General features: G+C 68.9%; 21 protein-coding genes and 1 tRNA gene. 11 read left to right on the top strand and 11 right to left on the bottom strand.

Going from position 1 to position 20,109, the window contains the following annotated elements; all coding sequences use genetic code 11:
• The first annotated feature begins 191 nt into the window (after positions 1 to 191).
• Entirely contained in the window at positions 192 to 695 is a 504-nt protein-coding gene (locus ACRWNM_RS12480) for a phage holin family protein (protein ID WP_431966767.1), read from the top strand.
• A gap of 52 nt (positions 696 to 747) precedes the next feature.
• A complete protein-coding gene (locus ACRWNM_RS12475) occupies positions 748 to 1,683 on the top strand; it encodes an alpha/beta fold hydrolase (RefSeq protein WP_431966765.1) in 936 nt (311 codons plus the stop codon).
• Between the two features lie 179 nt (positions 1,684 to 1,862).
• Here ACRWNM_RS12475 and ACRWNM_RS12470 read toward each other — a convergent pair whose 3' ends face one another.
• From ACRWNM_RS12470 to nth, 4 genes are all read right to left on the bottom strand, one after another.
• The gene (locus tag ACRWNM_RS12470) at positions 1,863 to 3,056 is read right to left on the bottom strand and encodes a MarP family serine protease (RefSeq protein WP_431966763.1); all 1,194 of its coding nucleotides are present in this window, start codon (positions 3,054 to 3,056) and stop codon (positions 1,863 to 1,865) included.
• Positions 3,053 to 3,772 (bottom strand): NUDIX hydrolase, encoded by a 720-nt coding sequence (locus ACRWNM_RS12465; protein WP_431966761.1) that lies wholly within the window; start codon positions 3,770 to 3,772, stop codon positions 3,053 to 3,055. Before ACRWNM_RS12465 ends, ACRWNM_RS12470 begins: the two co-directional genes overlap by 4 nt.
• A gap of 135 nt (positions 3,773 to 3,907) precedes the next feature.
• A complete protein-coding gene (locus tag ACRWNM_RS12460; protein ID WP_431966759.1) occupies positions 3,908 to 4,519 on the bottom strand; it encodes a redoxin family protein in 612 nt (203 codons plus the stop codon).
• Between the two features lie 65 nt (positions 4,520 to 4,584).
• Positions 4,585 to 5,265, bottom strand: a complete 681-nt coding sequence (nth, locus tag ACRWNM_RS12455; RefSeq protein ID WP_431966757.1) for an endonuclease III — start codon at positions 5,263 to 5,265, stop codon at positions 4,585 to 4,587.
• Positions 5,266 to 5,509: 244 nt separating this feature from the next.
• Here nth and ACRWNM_RS12450 point away from each other — a divergent pair, with 244 nt between their 5' ends.
• Together ACRWNM_RS12450 and ACRWNM_RS12445 are read left to right on the top strand one after the other, a co-directional pair.
• Positions 5,510 to 5,752 carry a hypothetical protein gene (locus ACRWNM_RS12450; protein WP_431966755.1) on the top strand — a complete coding sequence of 81 codons (243 nt, stop codon included), beginning with the start codon at positions 5,510 to 5,512 and terminating at the stop codon, positions 5,750 to 5,752.
• Between the two features lie 136 nt (positions 5,753 to 5,888).
• Positions 5,889 to 6,563 carry a Crp/Fnr family transcriptional regulator gene (locus ACRWNM_RS12445; protein WP_011206875.1) on the top strand — a complete coding sequence of 225 codons (675 nt, stop codon included), beginning with the start codon at positions 5,889 to 5,891 and terminating at the stop codon, positions 6,561 to 6,563.
• Between the two features lie 71 nt (positions 6,564 to 6,634).
• Here ACRWNM_RS12445 and ACRWNM_RS12440 read toward each other — a convergent pair whose 3' ends face one another.
• The 3 genes from ACRWNM_RS12440 to ACRWNM_RS12430 are packed head-to-tail and all read right to left on the bottom strand — an operon-like array spanning position 6,635 to position 8,110.
• Positions 6,635 to 7,426 (bottom strand): MBL fold metallo-hydrolase, encoded by a 792-nt coding sequence (locus ACRWNM_RS12440; RefSeq protein ID WP_431966753.1) that lies wholly within the window; start codon positions 7,424 to 7,426, stop codon positions 6,635 to 6,637.
• A gap of 42 nt (positions 7,427 to 7,468) precedes the next feature.
• Complete coding sequence (locus ACRWNM_RS12435) at positions 7,469 to 7,942, bottom strand: RidA family protein (protein WP_431966751.1); 474 nt, start codon at positions 7,940 to 7,942, stop codon at positions 7,469 to 7,471.
• A 3-nt stretch (positions 7,943 to 7,945) separates the two neighbouring features.
• Positions 7,946 to 8,110, bottom strand: a complete 165-nt coding sequence (locus ACRWNM_RS12430) for a hypothetical protein (protein WP_431966749.1) — start codon at positions 8,108 to 8,110, stop codon at positions 7,946 to 7,948.
• Between the two features lie 198 nt (positions 8,111 to 8,308).
• On the opposite strand from ACRWNM_RS12430, the gene ACRWNM_RS12425 reads away from it, so the two are divergent.
• The gene (locus ACRWNM_RS12425) at positions 8,309 to 9,328 is read left to right on the top strand and encodes an ArsA-related P-loop ATPase (RefSeq protein ID WP_431966805.1); all 1,020 of its coding nucleotides are present in this window, start codon (positions 8,309 to 8,311) and stop codon (positions 9,326 to 9,328) included.
• A complete protein-coding gene (locus tag ACRWNM_RS12420) occupies positions 9,325 to 10,437 on the top strand; it encodes an ArsA family ATPase (RefSeq protein ID WP_431966747.1) in 1,113 nt (370 codons plus the stop codon). Before ACRWNM_RS12425 ends, ACRWNM_RS12420 begins: the two co-directional genes overlap by 4 nt.
• A 113-nt stretch (positions 10,438 to 10,550) precedes the next feature.
• Here ACRWNM_RS12420 and ACRWNM_RS12415 read toward each other — a convergent pair whose 3' ends face one another.
• Positions 10,551 to 10,874 carry a WhiB family transcriptional regulator gene (locus ACRWNM_RS12415; RefSeq protein WP_011206869.1) on the bottom strand — a complete coding sequence of 108 codons (324 nt, stop codon included), beginning with the start codon at positions 10,872 to 10,874 and terminating at the stop codon, positions 10,551 to 10,553.
• A gap of 377 nt (positions 10,875 to 11,251) precedes the next feature.
• Here ACRWNM_RS12415 and ACRWNM_RS12410 point away from each other — a divergent pair, with 377 nt between their 5' ends.
• Entirely contained in the window at positions 11,252 to 13,606 is a 2,355-nt protein-coding gene (locus ACRWNM_RS12410) for a penicillin-binding protein (RefSeq protein ID WP_431966803.1), read from the top strand.
• A 136-nt stretch (positions 13,607 to 13,742) separates the two neighbouring features.
• On the opposite strand, the gene ACRWNM_RS12405 is transcribed toward ACRWNM_RS12410, so the two are convergent.
• Entirely contained in the window at positions 13,743 to 14,207 is a 465-nt protein-coding gene (locus ACRWNM_RS12405; RefSeq protein ID WP_068063102.1) for a GatB/YqeY domain-containing protein, read from the bottom strand.
• Positions 14,208 to 14,407: 200 nt separating this feature from the next.
• Here ACRWNM_RS12405 and ACRWNM_RS12400 point away from each other — a divergent pair, with 200 nt between their 5' ends.
• The 3 genes from ACRWNM_RS12400 to ACRWNM_RS12390 all read left to right on the top strand — a co-directional run bounded on the left by ACRWNM_RS12400 (position 14,408) and on the right by ACRWNM_RS12390 (position 16,876).
• Complete coding sequence (locus tag ACRWNM_RS12400) at positions 14,408 to 15,370, top strand: metallophosphoesterase (protein ID WP_431966744.1); 963 nt, start codon at positions 14,408 to 14,410, stop codon at positions 15,368 to 15,370.
• 145 nt (positions 15,371 to 15,515) lie between these two features.
• A complete protein-coding gene (locus ACRWNM_RS12395) occupies positions 15,516 to 16,742 on the top strand; it encodes a hypothetical protein (RefSeq protein ID WP_431966742.1) in 1,227 nt (408 codons plus the stop codon).
• A 60-nt stretch (positions 16,743 to 16,802) separates the two neighbouring features.
• Positions 16,803 to 16,876: transfer RNA gene (locus tag ACRWNM_RS12390), tRNA-Pro, on the top strand.
• Between the two features lie 85 nt (positions 16,877 to 16,961).
• Here the strand turns inward: ACRWNM_RS12390 and ACRWNM_RS12385 are convergent.
• Positions 16,962 to 18,338, bottom strand: coding sequence for a flavin monoamine oxidase family protein (locus tag ACRWNM_RS12385; RefSeq protein ID WP_431966740.1), 1,377 nt, complete (start codon positions 18,336 to 18,338; stop codon positions 16,962 to 16,964).
• Positions 18,339 to 18,399: 61 nt separating this feature from the next.
• Between ACRWNM_RS12385 and ACRWNM_RS12380 the strand changes: the two genes are divergently transcribed.
• Positions 18,400 to 18,990: a TetR/AcrR family transcriptional regulator gene (locus tag ACRWNM_RS12380; protein ID WP_431966738.1), complete on the top strand. Its 591-nt coding sequence runs from the start codon at positions 18,400 to 18,402 to the stop codon at positions 18,988 to 18,990.
• 507 nt (positions 18,991 to 19,497) lie between these two features.
• On the opposite strand, the gene ACRWNM_RS12375 is transcribed toward ACRWNM_RS12380, so the two are convergent.
• Complete coding sequence (locus ACRWNM_RS12375; RefSeq protein WP_431966736.1) at positions 19,498 to 19,776, bottom strand: hypothetical protein; 279 nt, start codon at positions 19,774 to 19,776, stop codon at positions 19,498 to 19,500.
• Between the last annotated feature and the right edge of the window lie 333 nt (positions 19,777 to 20,109).

The following is a 20,109-nucleotide window of genomic DNA, read 5'->3' as shown; positions in this document are numbered from 1 at the left end:
GGCATGAGCGAACGCAGTGAGCGAATCATGTGCCAGCGCGCTTCGCGCATGCCGGGGCCGAGCGCCAGCGAGGTGCAGGCATGAGCGACGAGCCCGCAGACGGTAGCCTGCGTGACGATGGTGGACGCCGGAAGCGCCGCACATCGAACGGAGCTGAAAGCAGTGCCGGGACAGGGAGAAGGGTCGACCAAGTGAGTTTCACCCAGGGCGGTAACGGGAACGACGCGCACAGCGGGCGCACGGTCACCTCCATTCCGCTGACCGATGCCAACCCGATCGGTTCCGCCAGTTTCGGCACCCTGGTCCGCGACGCGGCCGAACAGATGTCGACCCTGGTGCGCGCCGAGGTCGAGCTGGCCAAGGCCGAGGTCACCGGCGAGATCAAGAAGGGCCTGCAGGGCAGCGTCTACTTCATCCTCGCGCTGACCGTCCTGCTGTTCAGCACGTTCTTCTTTTTCTTCTTCCTCGGCGAGCTGCTCGACGTGTGGCTGGCCAGGTGGGCCGCCTTCCTGATCGTGTTCCTGCTGATGGTCGCCGCGACCGCGGCACTGGCGTTCCTCGGCTATCGCCGGGTGAAGAAGCTGCGCGCCCCCGAGAAGACCATCGATTCGCTGAAGCAGGCCCGCTCTGTGCTGCCGAGCGGGTTCGGCGGCTCGCACGACGAGCACCTGGCGCTGGAGAAGCGCGTCAACTGACCGTGCGGGTCGTGGTCGCGGCGACGCACGCCGACTACTAGGCTCGGTCGGCGTGTCGTCGAACTTCCTTCCGGATCCGTCCAGCGTCCGTTACGACGGTCCGTGGACGCACCGGGACGTTCATGCCAACGGCATTCGATTCCACATCGTCGAGGCCGCGCCCGAGCGCACCGAGGCGCCGCTGGTGGTGCTGCTGCACGGATTCGCGGACTTCTGGTGGTCGTGGCGGCATCAGCTGACCGGGCTCACCGAGCTGGGTTTCCGCGCGGTCGCGGTGGATCTGCGCGGCTACGGCGACAGCGACAAGCCCCCGCGCGGCTACGACGGCTGGACTTTGGCGGGCGATATCGCCGGACTCATTCGCGCGCTCGGCCACACCGAGGCCGTCCTGGTCGGTCACGCGGAGGGCGGACTGGTCTGCTGGGCCACCGCGGTGCTGCACCCGCGGCTGGTGCGCGCCATCGCGCTGGTGGGCTCGCCGCACCCGGGCGCGCTGAAGCGCGCTGTGCTGCGCGACTCGCGCCAGCGCCGCGCCTGGCTGCCGAACTTCCTGCGTTATCAGCTGCCCCGCTATCCGGAACACCGGCTGACCACCGGCGACGGGTACGAGGTCGAGCGGCTGCTGCGGCAGCGGGTCACCGAGTCCTGGTCGGGCAGCTCCGAATTCGTCGACACAGCGCGGCGCATGCGCTCGGCCATCCAGATCCCTGGCGCCGCGCACTGTGCGCTGGAGTATCAGCGCTGGGCCTTCCGCAGCCAGTGGCGACCGGACGGCCGCCGATTCATGGCCACCGTCCGAGTGCCCATCGGCATCCCCGTGCTCGCGCTGCGCGGCGAGTTCGACGACTACCTGCTGCCGAGCACCATCCGCGGCGGCGAGCAGTGGTCGCCGCACCGCAGACTCGTCACCGTCCCGAACGCGGGACACTTCGCGCACCAGGAGAACCCGGACGTGGTGACGGCGGAACTGGCGAAGTTCCTCGACTGACGTCGGGCGGCGCCGGCACTGTGCGGTCACGGCCCGGCCGAGTGATACAGCTCGAACGCTGTCGAACGTCTCGCTGACCACCCGGCGAAAGCGCGGATCGGTCCTGCTCGATGCTCCCAGCGCAACGGCCGCCGACCGGCGAGCGGTCGACGGCCGTTGCGCGAGAGTCTCGCCCGCACTCAGCTGAGCACGCAGGCTCCCGTGTCGACCGGGAGGTGCGCACCAATCGCCTTGTCGAGGTCGGAGCGGACCTCGTCGAGGGTGAGCACGTACCCGGTGTCGTCGTCGGTCACCGCGGCGCCGAACACGACGCCGAGCACCTGGCCTTCGGTGTCCACCAGCGGGCCGCCCGAGTTGCCCGCGCGCACCAGGCCGCGGACGGTGTAGACCTCACGCTCGACCGTGCCGTTGCGGTAGATCGTCGGGCCGGTGAGGTCGAGCGTCTCGCGGACGCGGGCCGCGCTCGCCGTGTACGGTCCGCCGCCCGGGTAGCCGAGCACGATCGCGCTGTCGCCGGAGCGAGCGGGCGCGGGCGCCTGCGGCACCACCGGCGAGGTCAGGCCCGGCACCGAGAGCACCGCGATGTCCTTGGACGGATCGAACAGCACGACGGTGGCGTCCAGCGGGCCGCGCGCGGTGTCCACCGCGACGCTGGTGGTGCCCGCGACCACGTGGGCGTTGGTCATGACCCGCTCCGGCGCGATGACGAAGCCCGAACCCTCCAGCGCGCGCTGGCAACTCGGCGCCACGCCGCGAATGCGCAGCACGCTCTGCTGAAGCGACGCCGCGACGGGGCTGGCGAGGACGCTCGGATCCGGCGGCTCGACCGCGGCGATGGGCGCGCGACCGAACGGGCCGATCACGTCCGGCAGCCCGGAAGTGTTGAGCAGCTTCGAGAATTCGTTGGGGACCTTGCGCAGCCAATTCGGCGCGACGTCGTTGACGTCGGCCAGCACCCGCGACCCGTTGATCGCGGTGGCGATCGCGGGCTGGGACGAGGTCGCCAGCGGCAGCGCGAGCAGCCAGGCGGTGACCAGCACCGCCACCGCCTGCAACACCGCGCCCACCACGCTGTCCACGCTGCGGGTGAACGGATGCCGCATCCCGCTGCGCGCGGCGCGGCCGAGCACCATGCCCGCGACCTCGCCGACGATCACCAGTAGCACGATCAGCAGCACGCCGGTGAGCACCCGGGTCCGCCCCTCGTCCACGTGCACCAGGATGTGCGGCGCGATGAGAATGCCTGCCACCGCGCCGAGCACGACGCCGAGGAAGGCCAGCGCCGAGGCCACGGCGCCCTGCCGCCACCCGGACGCGGCAGCGGCCAGGGCGAGCAGCACCACGATGATGTCGAGCCAGGCCGAGGAACTCATAAAGTCATCCCCACTGCGGCGAGCGCGGTTTCCAGGTCGCGCACATCGTCGCGATCCCATTCCAGTTCCCAGCCCGCGGACTGGAAGATGCCCGCGAGTATCCCGCCGGTGAGCCCCCAGACCAGCATGCCGTCGACCTGGAAGGCCGGGCTCTGATAACCGAGGCTGCCACGGACGAGGAAACGATTGGCCGGATCGAGCATCTCGGAGAGCGGTACCCGCACCACCCGCTCGGTCTCGCTCTGGTTCACCACCCGCACCTCACCCGGCGTACGCCAGTAGGCCACCACCGGGGTCACGTCGAAGCGCGACGGCGGCACGAACAGCTTCGGCAGCACCGCGAGCGGTTCGACGTGATCGCGCAGCACGCCGGTCTCCTCGCACGCCTCGCGCAGCGCGGTGTCGATCGGGCCCTCGTCCTCGGGATCGACCGCGCCGCCGGGGAAGGCGACCTGGCCCCGATGCTGGCGCAGGGTCGAGGCACGCTGGGTGAGCAGCACGTCGGCGTCGGCGGGCAGCCCGCCCGGAGCCGTCGGATCGTCCTCCGTCGATCCGCTGAACAGCACGAGCACCGCGGCTTGGCGCGGCTCGCCGGTGACGGTCATGGCTCGGCGCAGGGCGCGCGCGATCGTCAACGTGTCGGTCGCCTCGGCGTGGCCGGGCTCGACGGCTCGGCGCAGCCAGTGCGGAATATCGGTGGGGAGCGGAATCGTCATGCCGCTCCCCCGGTGAACCTGCGCACCACCACCTCCACAACCGTTCTGTCCGCCCGCAACAGACGCTGCGAGATGTTTTGTGGTGTAGACCTTCTCACGACGCCTCCGCGGGCCGCGCACATGACCGCCGCTCCGTCACGTTCGTACGCCCAGCGCCGCGGCCACCGTATCGGCAATATCGTCGACCCCGGTAAACGTACGCACGACAACCTGCGCCAGCGAACCATCCGGGCGAATCAGTACCGAAATCGGCAGCACGGCGGGTGCGCCGACCGCGCTGCGCACCGCGGTCTCGGCGTCGAGCACGCCGGGCAGGTGCACATCCAGACCCGTCAGGCGCAGCAGCGCCTTGGCCTCGTCGGGGTCGCTGTGCACGGTCAGCACCGTGACGTCGTCACCCGCCCGCTCCGCGAACTGCCGCAGGTACGGCAACTCCTCGGCGCACGGTCCGCACCAGTAGGCCCAGAGGTTGAGCAGCACGGGTTTGCCCGCAAGCGCGGCGGCGAGGTCGACCGGCGCGCCGTCGGCCAGGCAGGTCAGCGTGATGCCGGCCAGCGGACCCGCACCCGTCGCGCCCGGCGCGGGTCGCGGGCAGGGCGCGAGCCCGGCCTCCGCACGCAGCTGCGCGGGAACCTGACGCGCGCCGGACGGGGCGCCCGCATCGGACGCGGTGTCCTCGCCACCGCGCGGCCACAGCGCGATCACCGCGGCGACCGCCACGATCAGGCCGACCAGCGCCCAGCGCACCGCGGAATGAGATCTCGCCGTGCCGGGTCGTTCTTCCCGCGACGCCTCGTCCGCGGCCCGCAATCTCACAGGCCGACCAGCCCGAGCAAGTGTTCGCGCTCCGGACCCTTCACCAACTTGGCCGCGAGCTCCGGCTCGGTCGGCCCCGCGCCGAACGAGGGGCAGTCGTCGGCGAGCACGCACGCGCCGCACGCCGGCTTCCTGGCATGGCAGACCCGCCGCCCGTGAAAGATCACGCGATGGGACAGCATCGTCCATTCCTTGCGCTCGACGAGCTCGCCGACGGCGTGTTCGACCTTGACCGGGTCTTCCTCGGCGGTCCACTTCCACCGGCGCACGAGCCTGCCGAAGTGCGTGTCGACAGTGATTCCTGGCACGTCGAAGGCGTTGCCGAGGATGACGTTGGCAGTCTTGCGCCCGATGCCGGGCAACTTCACCAGTTCCTCGAGAGTGTGAGGTAATTCACCATCGTGCTCGGTCACCAGCGCCTGCCCGAGCCCGATCAGCGAGTTCGTCTTGTTCCGGTAGAACCCCGTCGGCCGGATGTATTCCTCCAGCTCCGCGCGGTTCGCCTCGGCGTAATCGCGCGCGCTGCGGTACTTCGCGAAGACGGCAGGCGTGGTGAGATTCACCCGCTCGTCGGTGCACTGCGCGGAAAGGATTGTCGCGACGGCCAATTCGAGCGGAGTGGTGAAATCCAGCTCACAGTGCGCGTCGGGAAAAGCCTCGGCGAGGGTGCGGTTCATGCGGCGCGCCCTTCGCACCAACCCCAGCTTCGTTTCCGCCTGTCGCGTGCGGGTTTTCCGTTTCGGAACGGTCACGGCGGTGGGTAGCGGATCGGTCGCCCCGTCGACAGCGGAAGAGCCGTTCGAATCGGTCACAGACGGGGAGGCACGCACGCGTCCACCATACGGAACCGCTCCGACAAGTTGCCCGCTCAGATCCACTGCCGTGTTCCATCTGAGACCTTCACCGTGTTTACTCCTCGATATGCAAGGACTCGCTGTGGTGCTCTTCCCAGTGGTGTTGATGCTGTTCGCACTGCTGATGGAGCGGGTCGAGAATCGGCTCCGCAAACTTCTCGAACCCGATCCGGAGGTTCAGCAGTACCTGGACAGGGCAAGCAACGCCGAGGTCAAGGAGTTGACGAAAGCCGGACTGCCCGCTGCGGTGGCCCGTATGCGCAGGCGCCGTTCCCGCAACGACGACCTGAACGTCGCTCGAGCGAGCTGAATCCACTCCCCGGACGCCGCGCAATCCACTCGTTACGTGGTGTCTGTCACTACGCCGCCAGGATGCCGCGTAGACTGCGCTGTTGGCCGATTCGCTTCGGTCCAGCCCAGAGCCATTTCCCATAAGGAGCACATTCGTGGACGAGGCCCTCGCCAGAGCAGGCATCTTCCAAGGCGTAGAGCCCACCGCGGTGGCGGCACTCGCCAAACAACTGCAGCCCGTCGATTTCCCGCGCGGCCATGTCATTTTCAACGAGGGTGAACCCGGCGATCGGCTGTACATCATCACCTCGGGCAAGGTGAAGATCGGGCGGCGGTCCCCGGACGGCCGGGAGAATCTGCTGACCATCATGGGCCCGTCGGACATGTTCGGCGAGCTGTCGATCTTCGACCCGGGCCCGCGCACCTCGACCGCTACCACGGTCACCGAGGTCCGCGCCGTCACGATGGATCGCGACGCCCTGAAGTCCTGGATCGACCAGCGGCCCGAGATCGCCGAGCAGCTGCTCCGCGTGCTCGCCCGTCGTCTGCGGCGTACCAACAACAACCTCGCCGACCTGATCTTCACCGACGTCCCCGGCCGCGTTGCCAAGGCGCTGCTGCAGCTCGCGCAGCGGTTCGGCACCCAGGAAGCGGGCGCCCTCCGGGTCACCCACGACCTGACCCAGGAGGAGATCGCCCAGCTCGTCGGCGCGTCCCGCGAGACCGTCAACAAGGCGCTCGCCGACTTCGCGCACCGCGGCTGGCTGCGGCTGGAGGGCAAGAGCGTGCTCATCTCCGACTCCGAGCGGCTGGCGCGGCGCGCCCGCTGACCCGCTCCCGAATACGGCACGGCCCGCCGGATCCAGCGCTCCACTGGATCCGGCTGTCGTGTTTCCGTGACCTAACGCTCGGCGCGCAGGTACTCCAACTGGGCCTGCACCGAGCTGCGCGCGGCGGGCCAGAGCCGCTTGTCCACATCGGCGTACACCTTGCGCACCACCGCCATGGCGCCCGCGCCCGGCCCCAGCTCGTGCAGGGCGGCGCGCACCTGGTCGAGCCGCTCCTGCCGGTGCTTGATGTAGTACCGGGCGACCGGTTCCAGGTCCGGGTGGTCCGGGCCGTGCGCGGGTAGCAGCGCCTTGCCCGCGCCGACCTCGACCAGCCGGTCCAGCGAGTCGAGGTAGTCGGCGAGGGTGCCGTCGCTGGAGTCCAGCACGGTGGTCCCGCTGCCCAGGATGGTGTCGCCGGTGAGCACCGCGTCGTCGAGCACGAAGCTCACCGAATCACCGGTGTGCCCCGGCGTCGCCAGCACGCCGATCCGCAGCCCGGCCGCCTCGATCAGCTCGCCGTCGGCCAGCGGCGCGTCCGTGCCACGCAGGAACTCGGCGTCCACGGCACGCACCGGCGTGCCGGTCAGCTTCACCAGCCGATCGATGCCGCCGGTGTGGTCGTGGTGCCGGTGCGTGATCAGGGTCAGCGCGATCCTGCCCGCGGTGACCCTGGCGATCGCCTCGCTGTGCTTCTTGTCTTTCGGCCCCGGGTCGACCACGACATAGTCCGAGGCGTCCGGCGCGCGCAGGATCCAGGTGTTGGTGCCGTCCAGGGTCATCTGGCCGGGATTGTCCGCGAGCAGCACTGCCGCCGTCGGCGTCACCTGGCGCAATTGCCCGTACGCGGGATGAGTCAGCGTCATCGCATTACCTCGGTCGTTCGGAGTCGTTGTCCGACAACCTGTCTAACGCACCTCGGCGATGAGTTCGACCTCGACCGGGGTGTTCTTGGGCAATTCGGAGACGCCGACGGCCGAACGCGCGTGCACGCCCGCGTCACCGAAGACCTCACCGAGGAACTCCGAGGCGCCGTTGATCACCAGCGGCTGATCGGTGAATCCGGGCGCGGACGCGACGAAACCGACCACCTTGACGATCCGCACCACCTCGTCGAGCCCGACCAGATCGTGTACCGCGGCCAGCGCGTTGAGCGCGCACAGCCGCGCCGCCTCGGCGGCCGCCTCGAGCGACACCTCGGCGCCGACCTTGCCGGTTGCCGACAGCTCGCCCTTCACGAAAGGCAGCTGCCCCGAGGTGTAGACGAGCGAACCGGTGCGCACCGCGGGAATGTAGGCCGCGACGGGCGCGGCCACCGCGGGCACGGTCAGTCCGAGCCTCTCCAGGTTCTTCCGCCACGGAGTGGCCGCGTCGACCGCCATGGCCTACTGCCTCGGACGCTTCAGGTAGGCGACGTGCTGCTCGCCGGTCGGGCCGGGCAGCACATTCACGAGCTCCCACCCGTCGGCGCCCCACTGGTCGAGAATCTGCTTGGTCGCGTGCGTCAGCAGCGGAACGGTCGCGTACTCCCACAGGGTCAGTTCACTCATGCTGTGAGTTTATGGGCGAGCTCGCAACGCTGTGCGTTCCGGGCGTGCTTGTCGCGGACCGCGCGCAGCGAGCGGGGATGATAGCGACCGGCGAGACTGTCTGGTACAGAAGGTCCGAAAAACGGCAGTGTGACCGTATCCCTAGAGCGTGATCGCATAACGGGTTATAGGCTCGCGAGCGTGGGAGTACCAACAGCAGTGCCTATTTCGGCGGAGCCGGGGCTGGAAACGGGTTGGCCGAAGCGCGCGGAAAAGGCCCGCTTGCACTACGTCTCCGGCAAAGGGGGAACGGGCAAGTCGACGGTCGCCGGCGCGCTCGCGCTGGCACTGGCCGCGGGCGGGCGCCGGGTGCTGCTGGTCGAGGTGGAGAGCAGACAGTCCATCGCGCAGCTGTTCGATCTGCCGCCGCTGCCGCCGACCGAGACCAGGATCGCCACCGCTGACGGCGGTGGCGAGGTGGTCGCGCTGGCGCTCGACATCGAGCACGCCTTCCTCGAATACCTCGACATGTTCTACAACCTGGGCTTCGCGGGGCGCGCGATGCGCAGGATGGGCGCCATCGAGTTCGTCACCACGATCGCGCCGGGTCTGCGCGACGTCATCCTGACCGGCAAGATCAAGGAATGCGCGGTCCGCGTGGACCAGACGGGCAAGCGGGTCTACGACGAGATCGTGGTCGACGCGCCCCCGACCGGCCGGATCGCCAGCTTCCTCGACGTCACCACCGCCATGGTCGAGATCGCCAAGGGCGGGCCGATCGCCTCGCAGGCCGAAGGAGTTTCCCGGCTGCTGCATTCGGATCAGACGATGATCCACCTGGTCACCCTGCTCGAGGCGCTGCCCGTGCAGGAGACCGCGGACGCCGTCGCCGAGCTCACCGCCAACGACCTGCGCATCGGCACCGTGATCGTGAACCGCGCTGGCGAGGGCTTCCTGCCCACCGACGTGCGCAATCGCGCCGCCGCGGGCGACATCGACCGCGACGCGATCCGCGCCGGGCTCGAGCGCACCGGAATCGCCTTGTCCGAAGACAGTTTCGAGGGGTTGATCACCGAGACCTTCGAACATTCGGCCCGGCTGCAGGCCCAGGACGAGAGTTCGGCCGAGCTGAACAAGGTCGACGTATCGCAGCTGTACCTGCCGACACTGGCCGACGGCATGGACCTCGGCGGGCTGTACGAGCTAGCCGAACATCTGACCGCGCAGGGAGTGCGATGACCACGCTCGACATTTCGCAGATCATCGCCGATCCCACCGCGCGGGTCGTGGTGTGCTGCGGCTCCGGCGGCGTCGGCAAGACCACCACGGCGGCCGCGATCGCGCTGCGCGCAGCCGAACTCGGGCGCAAGGTCGTGGTACTCACGATCGACCCGGCGCGCCGACTGGCCCAGTCACTCGGCATCGCGGATCTGGACAACTACCCGCAGCGGGTGGCGCTCGGCCCGGAGGCCAAGGGCGAGCTGTACGCGATGATGCTGAACATGCGTCGCACGTTCGACGACATGGTGCTCGAGCACACCACCGCGGAGAAGGCCGAGCAGATCTTCGCCAACCCGATCTATCAGACCGTGGCGTCCTCCTTCGGTGGCACGCAGGAGTACATGGCGATGGAGAAGCTCGGTCAGCTCGCGCACAAGCGGGAGTGGGACCTGATCATCGTCGACACCCCGCCGTCGCGCAACGCGCTCGACTTCCTCGACGCGCCGAAGCGCCTCGGAAACTTCCTGAACGGCAAGATGATCCGGCTCATCATGGCGCCCGGCCGCGGCGTCGGCCGGTTCGTCACCGGCGCGATGAGCCTGGCCATGCGCGGCGTGTCCACCGTCATCGGCGGGCAGATGCTCAAGGATGCGTCCGTCTTCCTGCAGTCGCTGGAATCGCTGTTCGGTGGTTTCCAGGACCGCGCCGACCGCACCTACGCGCTGCTGTCCAAGCCAGGCACGCATTTCCTGGTGGTGGCCGCGGCGGAACCGGACGCCCTGCGCGAGGCCTCGTTCTTCGTCGACCGGCTCTCCACCGAGCAGATGCCGCTGTCGGGCCTCGTGCTCAACCGGACGCATCCGGCGCTGAGCGATCTGCCCGCCGACCACGCCCTCACCGCCGCCGACCAGCTGGTCGAATCCGACCCGCTGACCAGCGCGGTACTGCGCATTCACGCCGAACGGGTCGCGACGGCCAAGCGCGAGCAGCACCTGCTGCACCGATTCACCGGGGCGCACCCGCGGGTGGCGATGGTCTCGGTGACCGCGCTGCCGTTCGAGGTCTCCGACCTCGAGGCGCTGCGCGCAGTGGGCGATCAGCTGACCGGAACGGTTCTCTCCGCGTAGGCGCTCCTCCGGCCGCGCCCACCAGACCATAACGTTCGGTATTGAGTCGGAATAGCTATAGGCTCAAACGAAACCGAGCCCGCAATCGCGGGCTCGGTTTCTCGTTCGTTCGACTACATCGCCACCTGATGCTGGCGCTGGGCCTGGAAGAAATCGGCCCAGGAGGTCACCTCTGGATGCTGTTTCAGCAGCGCCCTCCGCTGCCGTTCGGTCATCCCTCCCCATACGCCGAATTCCACTCGATTGTCGAGGGCATCGGCTCCACACTGCATGAGCACCGGACAGTGCCTGCAGATCGTCGCCGCTTTGCGCTGCGCCGCGCCGCGGACGAACAACTGATCGGGATCTACTTCCTTGCATCGGGCCTGGGATACCCAGGCGATTCGCGCTTCGGCCTGCTCTACGTCCAATCGAGCGATGGGGGTTGTCATATGCATTTGGTGTGCCCCTTTGCAGTCCGAACACCGGGTCAACGGCGCTCCAGAATCGCGTGCCAGATCGCAGCAACCCGAACCCCGCTGCGAACTGAACCACATTCCACTTTGAGTGTTAGCTCCATCACACTGGGTTCTCAATCTAGGTAAAGGTATGGCCCGAGCGCAAGACCGTCTCGAGATTTTTTGGTACGCCCGTCCATGCAAACGTGATAGAGAACCGGGCAGTCGGGCCGATTCGCGACACGCCCGTGTGCGACACGCCAGACACGCCTCAACGACACGCCCAACAAGCCGGGAAGAGCGCCGGATCTCGCGCTCCGACAAACACACCCGAGAGGGCGAGAACGGCACCCCGTACCCTTGGGAACGTGTCGAATGTGCCGATCACACATACGCTCGCGAAGCTGGCGGGCAGCTGCGCGCTGGCCGCAGTTCTCGTCGCCGGGCTGCTCTTCCCGCTCGCCGGTGGATTCGGATTCGTCTCCAACCGTGCGGCCGACGCGGTGGACAACGTCTCCGCGGAACTCGTCGAGGGCACCGTTCCCGCGGTCTCGACGATGGTGGACAAGAACGGTTCGCCCATCGCCTGGCTCTATGAGCAGCGCAGATTCGAGGTGCCGAGCGAGCGGATATCCAACAACATGAAGTTGGCGATCATCTCCATCGAGGACCGCCGCTTCGCCGAGCACGACGGCGTCGACTGGCAGGGCACGGTGCGCGCGTTCCTCACCAACACCTCCAGCGGTGAGGTGCAGCAGGGCGCGTCCACCCTCGACCAGCAGTACGTGAAGAACTTCCAGCTGCTCGTGGTCGCCAAGACCGACGCCGAACGCCGCGCGGCGATCGAGACCACCCCGGCGCGCAAGATTCGCGAGATCCGCATGGCGCTGACCCTGGACAAGGAACTCACCAAGGACGAGATCCTCACCAGGTACCTGAACCTCGTGCCCTTCGGCAATTCGTCCTATGGCATCCAGGACGCGGCGCAGACCTACTTCGGCGTCGACGCCGCCGACCTGAACGTCCCGCAGGCGGCGATGCTCGCGGGCATGGTGCAGTCCAGCTCCAAGCTGAACCCCTACACCAACGTCCAGGGCGTGCTGGCCCGCCGGAACACCGTGCTGGACACGATGATCCAGAACATCCCGGCCCGCGCCGAGGAGTTCCGCAAGTTCAAGTCGGAGCCGCTGGGCGTGCTGCCCGAGCCCAAGGGCCTGCCGCGCGGCTGCATCGCCGCTCAGGATCGCGGCTTCTTCTGCGACTACGCGCTGCAGTACCTGGCCGAATCGGGCATCAGCCGCGAGCAGATCGACAAGGGCGGCTACCTGATCAAGACCACCCTCGATCCGGCCGTGCAGGACTCCGTCAAGCGCGCGGTCAGCGAGGCGGCCAATCCGAACCTCGACGACATCGCCGAGGTGATGTCGGTGGTCGCGCCGGGCCAGGACTCGCACGACGTGGTCGCCATGGCCAGCAGCCGCACCTACGGCCTCAACCGCGACGTCAACGAGACGGTGCAACCGCAGCCGTTCTCGATGGTCGGTGACGGCGCGGGCTCGGTCTTCAAGGTCTTCACCACCGCCGCAGCCATGGAGAAAGGCATGGGCATCAACTCCCAGCTCGACGTGCCTGGCCGCTTCGACGCGAAGGGCATGGGTAACGGCGGCGCGCGGGGCTGCCCGCCCGCCACCTACTGCGTCGAGAACGCGGGCCGCTACAAGTCGCCGATGTCGGTGACCGAGGCGCTGGCCACCTCGCCGAACACCGCGTTCGTCAAGCTGATCCAGGCCGTCGGCGTCACCCCGACCGTCGACATGGCGGTGCGGCTCGGCATGCGCTCGTTCACCAACCCGGGCAGCTCCGGGCACGGCAACCAGAGCCTGGCCGACATGATCAAGGACCAGAACCTCGGCTCGTTCACCCTCGGCCCGGTCGCGATCAACCCGCTCGAGCTCTCCAACGTCGCCGCGACGCTGTCCTCCGGCGGACGCTGGTGCCCGCCCTCCCCGATCAGGGAGGTCGTCGACCGCAGCGGCAAGCAGGTTCCGCTCACCCAGCAGGCCTGCGAGCAGGTCGTCGAGCCCGGCCTGGCCAACACGCTGGCCAACGCGATGAGCAAGGACGACACGGCGGGCACCGCGGCGGGCGCTGCCCAGGCGAGCGGCTGGAACCTGCCGATGGCCGGCAAGACGGGGACCACCGAAAGCCACCGCTCCTCGGCCTTCCTCGGCTTCACCAACTCGCTGGCCGCCGCGGTCTACGTCTACGGCGACAGCCCGACCCCCGGTGAGATCTGCTCGTTCCCGCTGCGCAACTGCGGCGACGGAAACCTGTTCGGCGGTAACGAACCCGCACGCACCTGGTTCAGCGCGATCAAGCCGGTGGTCGGCAACTTCCCGCCGCCCGGCCTGCCGCCGCTGGACGACAAGTACGTCCGCGGCGCGAACAACGCGCAGGTGCCCGACGTGGTCGGCATGTCGCAGGCTGAGGCGACCACCGCGCTGGTCGCCGCGGGCTTCCAGGTCTCGGCCGTCAACGGATCCGGCCCGCCGCCCAAGGGCAGCGTCATGAACACCGCGCCGAACGGGTCGGCGATCCCCGGCTCGGTGATCACGATCTACATCAGCGACGGCACCCAGCGCCAGGCCCCGGCGCCGTCCGCACCCGGGCCGCTGCCGCCGCCCCCGGCGCTGCCGCCCGGGTTCCCGCTGCCGCCCTGGTGGCCGCGGTAAGCGGAACCTCCGCCTTCGCTCCGGCCATGCGCGGGCTGTCGGCGGACTCCGTCCGGCAGCGCCTATCGGGCGAATAACGAAGAACCGCCGACCGGCGCTACGGCGCTCGGTCGGCGGTTCTGGTTTCGGGCAGAGTTCAGAGCCGGGCTTTCACAGCCGCGGAGATGCGCGAGCCGTCGGCCTTGCCCTCGGCGAGGGCGGTGGCGATCTTCATGACCTGGCCCATCTGGCGCATGCCGGGGCGCTCGCCCAGCTCCTCGGCGACCTGCGCGATGGCGGTGTCCGCGAGGTCGGCGATCTCGGCCTCGGTCAGCTGGGTCGGCAGGTACTCGTCGATGATCCTGGCCTCGGCGTGTTCGTTGGCGGCGAGCTCGCCGCGACCGGCCTGGGTGTAGACCTCGGCCGACTCGTTGCGCTTCTTCGCCTCCTTCTGCAGCACCGCGATCACGTCGGCGTCGGAGAGTTCACGCGCCTCCGCGCCTGCGACCTCGGCGTTCTGGATCGCGGCCAGCAGCATGCGCAACGTGGCGAGGCGCAGCGTGTCCTTGGCTTTCATCGCGGCGGTCATGTCCGTCCGCAGCCGATCTTTGAGTTCCGACATGAGGCACACGGTAGCCGGTCGCCGTCGCGGGGCCCACCACATTTCGCCGCGGCGTCGCCGCGGCGTCGCCGCGGCGAACAGGAGAAGACCGCAGCTCGCGGACCTGCTCGGACGATTCCGCGCCGCTCGGCGCGACCGCGGCGATGGCTTGTGCGGAAACACACTCGGCGTTCTGAGGCAGCCTCACCTATGCTGGGCAAATGCCCGTAATCTCGACCGCCGCCGTCCGCCGAACCGCGCTGGGAGCCACCGGGGCCGCGGTAGCCGGAATCGGCTATGCCTCGCTGATCGAGCGCAACGCGTTCGTCCTGCGCGAGGCGACCATGCCGGTGCTGCCGCCCGGTGCGTCGAGCCTACGTGTGCTGCACATCAGCGATCTGCACATGATGCCCGGTCAGAAGCTCAAGCAGCAGTGGCTGCGCGAGCTGGATCGGCTGGAGCCCGATCTGGTGGTCAACACCGGCGACAACCTCTCGCACCAGCGGTCGGTGCCCGCGGTGGTTCAGGCCCTCGGCGGATTGCTGTCCCGCCCGGGCCTTTTCGTTTTCGGCAGCAACGACTACTTCGCGCCGGTGCCGAAGAACCCGATGAAGTACTTCAAGAAGGACCACCGCCGCGTCTACGGCGCGCCGCTGCCGTGGAAGGACCTGCGAGCGGCGTTCACCGAACGCGGCTGGCTCGATCTCACCCACGTGCGCCGCGATCTCGAGGTGGCGGGCGTGCGGATCGCCACCGCCGGCGTCGACGACCCGCACCTGCAGCGCGACCGGTACGACACGGTGGCGGGCCCCCCGAACCCGCTGGCCGACCTGCGCATCGGCCTGACCCACTCGCCCGAACCCCGGGTGCTCGACCGCTTCGCCGACGATGGCTACGACCTGGTGCTCGCCGGCCATACCCACGGCGGCCAGCTGGTGCTGCCCGGCTACGGTGCGCTGGTCACCAACTGCGGCATCGACAAGTCGCGCGTGAAGGGCCCGTCGAAGTGGGGCGAGCACACCCAGCTGCATGTCTCCGCAGGCATCGGCACCTCGCCGTGGGCTCCGTACCGGTTCTGCTGCCGCCCCGAAGCCACCCTGCTGACTCTCGTCGCCGCGCCCCCGAAGCGTCCGGCCGCCGAGAACAACCACGGGCTTTCGACCTCGGAGACCGTCGCTCGCTGAGCGCCGTGATCGCGGCCTCGGCACTCCCCTAGCTCGACACGCCAACCGGCGCAAGGCTTGTCCGCCCTGACCGGGCGCGGACGGTGCATCGCCGACCCGGTAGGGTCGCGTGCCGAAACTTGAATCGGTCGACTAGGGGACGACTTTGAGCAGAGGATTCGACGAACCGCGCGCCGAACCTGCCGCCAACGGCATGTCCGGCGCATCGGTGCGTGCCGCCGCCGCTCCGGAGTTCGGCGGCACGGCCGCACCGAATCTTGCAGCCGCCGCGCAGCTTTCGCCCGACCAGCCCATGACCGGATCGGCGTATCCGGTTCAGCACGCCGCCATTGCGGGGCAGCAAAGTCCTTACGCCCGAGGTGAAGTCGCTGCGGTTCCGCAGTTCGCTACGGGCACGACGCAGGCCGCAACACAGATCGCTACGGGCACGACACAGTCCGCCACAGGCACGACACAACTCGGCTACGGAGCTGGCTCACACGCCCCGCTCGACCTGACCGGGCGCGGCACCCAGCATTTCGGTGAGGCCGCCGCGGCCGATCAGAGCGACGGCGCGCCCAACAGGTGGCCGGAGCCGATGCGGGCGGCCGGTAGCTCACCCGGGGACTTCTGGACCGAACCGCGACTGATGGACCCGCCCCGCGCGGCAGGCGGGCGGGCGTGGATCGGCATCGGAGTCGCGGCGACGGTATTGGTCGCGGGCGCGGTGGCCGTGGTGGTCGCGGGTGGCACGGACGAGGCCAGTGCGGAAGGGACGCCCTCGATGGTGAGCGCGTTGACCACCTCGGCCGGGACCAGAGCTCCCGCGCGGCGGCCTGCGGCGCAGGCGGGGCCGCCCGTGGTGCCGGGGTACCAGGTGGTCGTCGTGCCCGACAGCGGCGCGGCGTACGACGTGCCCGCCGACTGGCACATCGGCGATCCCGGAGCCTCCGGCGGCTTCGGCAAGCCGCCCAACGCCGTCGGCGGCAAGGGGTACGCCACCGAGGGCAAGGACTACTGCCCCGGATCGACGCGCACCGTGGCGTTCGTCACCGGCTCGGACAACACCGATACCGCGAGCGCCGCAACCGAACTCGGCACCAAGACCGCGAAGATCGCCTACTCCAACGCGCCCGGCGGCGGCGTTCCCGGCGCCCCACAGCCGCTGGAATCCCTCGACGGCGCCCAGCACGGCACGTTCGTGGAGACCAGGGGCGCCATCACCGACGCCAAGCCGGGCTGCGCCACCGAGTACTCGGTGTACACCTTCGCCACCTCCGCCGACATCGGCAGCTTCGTCATGGTGATCGCCGCCGACACCGGCGTCCCGAATGCGGTCGACCCGGAGGCCGCGAAGCGGATCTTCCGCAGCGTCCGCTCTCATGAAAGCTGATTGACCTGCGGGTTTAACGTCTGGACCTTCCCTGTTGTAAGCTACTCCAGGTTCGCTTCACGGGGTGTGGCGCAGCTTGGTAGCGCGCTTCGTTCGGGACGAAGAGGTCGCAGGTTCAAATCCTGTCACCCCGACTCGTGTGGTTGAGACACGACAGGGCCCCTGACCGGTCTTCCGGTCAGGGGCCCTTTCTTTTATCCGGTCGAATACACGGCCGAGTCAGTCCACTGCGGCGCGGTTCCGCTTCTCCAATGCGGCGAGCACCTCGCGCGCGGCCCGCTCTCCGGATTCCACCGCTCCATCGATGTATCCCGCCCAGCGGGTGGCGGTCTCGGTGCCCGCCCAGTGCAGCGGTCCGATGGGCGCGCGCAGCGCCGGGCCGAAACGGGTGAGGGTGGACGGCGTCGCGAAAGCGCCGTAACAGCCGCGGCTGTACTCCTCCTCGGCCCAGTCGCGTTCGAGGTAGGCGATCGGCTCGGCCGCCGCGGGGCCGAAATAGCCGACGAGATCGGACAGCACCTGGGCCCGCCGCGCCGCCGGAGTCAGCCGGGACATGGCGTCGGCGTGCTTGCCTTCGAAGAAGCCGACCAGCACGCCGGGCGCGCCGTCGGGCGGGGTGTTGTCGAAGACCGTGCCGAGCGGTCGCCGATCGCTGTTGGCCTGTCCGCTGAAGCCCTGCGCGCGCCAAAACGGTTCCGAATAGGCGACATTGATCTTGATGACGCGACCCATCGGCATCCGCTGGACGAGCTGATCGCGCCCGCCGGGGAGACCGGGCCGGTAGCGAATCCTGGACGCCAGTGGCGGCGGGATCGCGATCACCGCCCGTCGCGCCGACACCTCCGTGCGCCCGGCCGACACGTGAAGCTCGCCGTCGCTCCAGGTCAGATCCGTCACCGGAGCGTCGAGCAGAACGCGCTCGCCGAGCTGCTCGGCGAGCGCCAAGGCGATCCGCTGGGTGCCGCCGACCACGCGGTCTTGCTGCGCGCCGCCCTCGGTGTTGATCAGCGCGTCCAGTCCGCCCGCCGCGCCGACGTAGAACGCTGCCCACAGCGCGGACATGTCCTCCGGCTCGGTGGCGAACACCGCCTCGGTGACCATCCGCAGGAAGGCGCGGCCGGTGGGCGTGTAGGCATGCCGCTGCATCCAGGTGGCGAAGGTCTGCCCGTCCAGCTTGTCCGCGTGCCGCGCGAGCCACGGGTCGCGTTCGGCGACGGCGCGCGCCACCCGATCCAGCCGCAACTGCGCCTGCCCGATATCGGCGAGCGCGAGCGGGTTCAGCTTGGGGATCCGGCCGGTGTAGACCGAACGGGTCTCGCCGAATTCGCCGATGTTCTGCCCGGCGACGTGGGTCGGGAACGTGGCGAGTCCCAGTTCGGCGATCAAAGCGAGCACTCTGTCCTGTCCTGGACCGACCCACTGCCCGCCCATCTCGATCGGCACGCCTTCGAGCAGGTCTTCGCTGAGCAGCCGTCCCCCCACTCGGTCGCGCGCCTCCAGTACCAGCACCTCCTTCCCGGCGCGGACCAGCTCGCGAGCGGCCACCAACCCCGCCACACCCGCGCCGACGACAACGACGTCTGTCGATTCACTCATCTCGACCTGCTTTCATACACCGTGTATCTGAGATTCACTATGTATGTGATATCCCTGTTGCATGGAGACTGTCAAGACAGTGCGGGAAAAATACGCCGAGAACACCCGCCAGACGCTGCTCGAGACCGGGCGACGCCTGTTCGTCGAGCGCGACTACGCCAAGCTGTCGGCGGAGGAGCTGGTCCGGACCGCCGGCCTCACCCGCGGCGCGCTGTACCACCACTTCGACGGCAAGCGTGGTCTGTTCGAGGCGGTCTTCGACGAATTGGAAAGCAAAGCGGCGCAACGGATTCGCGAGGCGACGACGGCCGGCTCGGACCCGCTGGAGCAGGCCGAGCGCGGTATCGAGGAGTTTCTCGACGTGTGCGCCGACCCCGACTACCGCAAGATCGTGCTGATGGACGGCCCCATCGCGCTCGGCTGGCAGCGCTGGCGCGAGCTGGACCGGCAGCATCTCGGCGGCCTGGTCCTCGATGCCGTCCGGACGCTCCTGGCGGACGACCTGATCAAGCCCTACTCGGCCGAACTGCTCGCCAGTGCGCTGTACGGGGCTCTCACCGAACTATCACTGACACTCACCGAGGTGGACGACGGTCGCCCGCAAGCCGTGGATCTGATGCGCGATCTGCTCGAGGGGCTCACCGGGCGGTGACACGGATTTCGCCGGAATCGCTTTCGAGACAGGGGCGGCGGCCAGGCGGTATAGTTCGTGGCGTCACTTCGGTGATGTCGAGAGGGTGGAGCGCCGCTGCTGACGACGCCCCACCCGATGGGTCAGCTAGCCCGTACTCGACGGACCAGCATGAGCGCCCCGGCGGTCACGGCAGCTACCAACAGCAGTGTGCCGTAATCGACCGGGGCCTTGCTCTTCTTCCGGCGATGCTTCGCCATTCCCCACCACCTCCCGTCTGGGCGCGGTGTCTGGACCTGAGTCCACCGCCCCTCGACGCGAGGTGTGCACACACTATGCGACGCGATCGGTCAAACGTCCTGTCACACAGCGTGTCCCGACGAATGTCCGGATCGATCGGCGCGTCGCTTCGGCGAGTCTGGGCTCGGCCGAAAGCATGGGAGAGACCAGCGCACCGGCGCGGGCTGGGCCGCCATCCGCGCTGCGCTCGCGGCGGTGCGAGCGCGGGGTGAGCGGCACGTCATCGCGCTAGGCGATCCGACGTATCACCCGCGCTTCGGCTTCGTCCGAGCCTCGCGATACGACATCGGCATCGAGGTGCCCGACGAGGCGCTGACGGCGCGCGCGCTCGAACCGGCCCACCCGCTGCCGAGCGGGACCGTCCGTTACCCCGCGGCGTTCGACATCGGTTAGCGGCAGCTCACCGTCCGGCGGCTGATTCGGCACCGGCCACCAGACGGTCGCGGCGATCACCGCGAGCAGGCCGCACACCAGCGCCAGCAATGCGAAGAACACGGAGGCATCCATAGCTTCCTCCCAGCGGCAGAGGGTCTACGCCCCGGCACCGGGACCGCCGACTGAAGGCGCACACGGCCGGCATGCCGATGAGGGACAGCATCGTCCCGGTACCGAAGCTTTCCCCAGCATCTCCGCCCGATATGACGACCAACGACACCCCCGTGTAGCCCGCTGTTGCAGTCTCCTCCCACCCCACCCCCACCGGCGGTGAAGAGTGCAGGACTGCGGGCGGAGCTGGTGCGGGGCTGAGCGGAGGTAGTGTGGGGGTCGGGCGCGGTGAGGAGACGCTTACCACTTGATTACTTGCGGACACATGGTGGAAACGCGAGGTCCATAGCGTAT

The sequence above is a fragment of the Nocardia sp. bgisy134 genome, from assembly GCF_965341865.1.
In the GTDB taxonomy this organism is placed as follows: domain Bacteria; phylum Actinomycetota; class Actinomycetes; order Mycobacteriales; family Mycobacteriaceae; genus Nocardia.
Note: the sequence above shows the minus strand (reverse complement) of the source record. Positions and strands in the feature narration are given on the sequence as shown.

Bases quoted from the DNA above. Each gene is read 5' to 3' on its own strand.
- nth (WP_431966757.1), bottom strand. From the start codon at position 5,265: ATGAACCGCACCCTCGCCGAGGCTTTTCCCGACGCGCACTGTGAGCTG.
- ACRWNM_RS12440 (WP_431966753.1), bottom strand. From the start codon at position 7,426: ATGACGCTGACTCATCCCGCGTACGGGCAATTGCGCCAGGTGACGCCG.
- ACRWNM_RS12415 (WP_011206869.1), bottom strand. From the start codon at position 10,874: ATGCATATGACAACCCCCATCGCTCGATTGGACGTAGAGCAGGCCGAA.
- ACRWNM_RS12420 (WP_431966747.1), top strand. From the start codon at position 9,325: ATGACCACGCTCGACATTTCGCAGATCATCGCCGATCCCACCGCGCGG.
- ACRWNM_RS12450 (WP_431966755.1), top strand. From the start codon at position 5,510: ATGCAAGGACTCGCTGTGGTGCTCTTCCCAGTGGTGTTGATGCTGTTC.
- ACRWNM_RS12375 (WP_431966736.1), bottom strand. From the start codon at position 19,776: ATGGATGCCTCCGTGTTCTTCGCATTGCTGGCGCTGGTGTGCGGCCTG.
- ACRWNM_RS12400 (WP_431966744.1), top strand. From the start codon at position 14,408: ATGCCCGTAATCTCGACCGCCGCCGTCCGCCGAACCGCGCTGGGAGCC.
- ACRWNM_RS12380 (WP_431966738.1), top strand. From the start codon at position 18,400: ATGGAGACTGTCAAGACAGTGCGGGAAAAATACGCCGAGAACACCCGC.
- ACRWNM_RS12465 (WP_431966761.1), bottom strand. From the start codon at position 3,772: ATGACGATTCCGCTCCCCACCGATATTCCGCACTGGCTGCGCCGAGCC.
- ACRWNM_RS12430 (WP_431966749.1), bottom strand. From the start codon at position 8,110: ATGAGTGAACTGACCCTGTGGGAGTACGCGACCGTTCCGCTGCTGACG.
- ACRWNM_RS12470 (WP_431966763.1), bottom strand. From the start codon at position 3,056: ATGAGTTCCTCGGCCTGGCTCGACATCATCGTGGTGCTGCTCGCCCTG.
- ACRWNM_RS12435 (WP_431966751.1), bottom strand. From the start codon at position 7,942: ATGGCGGTCGACGCGGCCACTCCGTGGCGGAAGAACCTGGAGAGGCTC.
- ACRWNM_RS12385 (WP_431966740.1), bottom strand. From the start codon at position 18,338: ATGAGTGAATCGACAGACGTCGTTGTCGTCGGCGCGGGTGTGGCGGGG.
- ACRWNM_RS12405 (WP_068063102.1), bottom strand. From the start codon at position 14,207: ATGTCGGAACTCAAAGATCGGCTGCGGACGGACATGACCGCCGCGATG.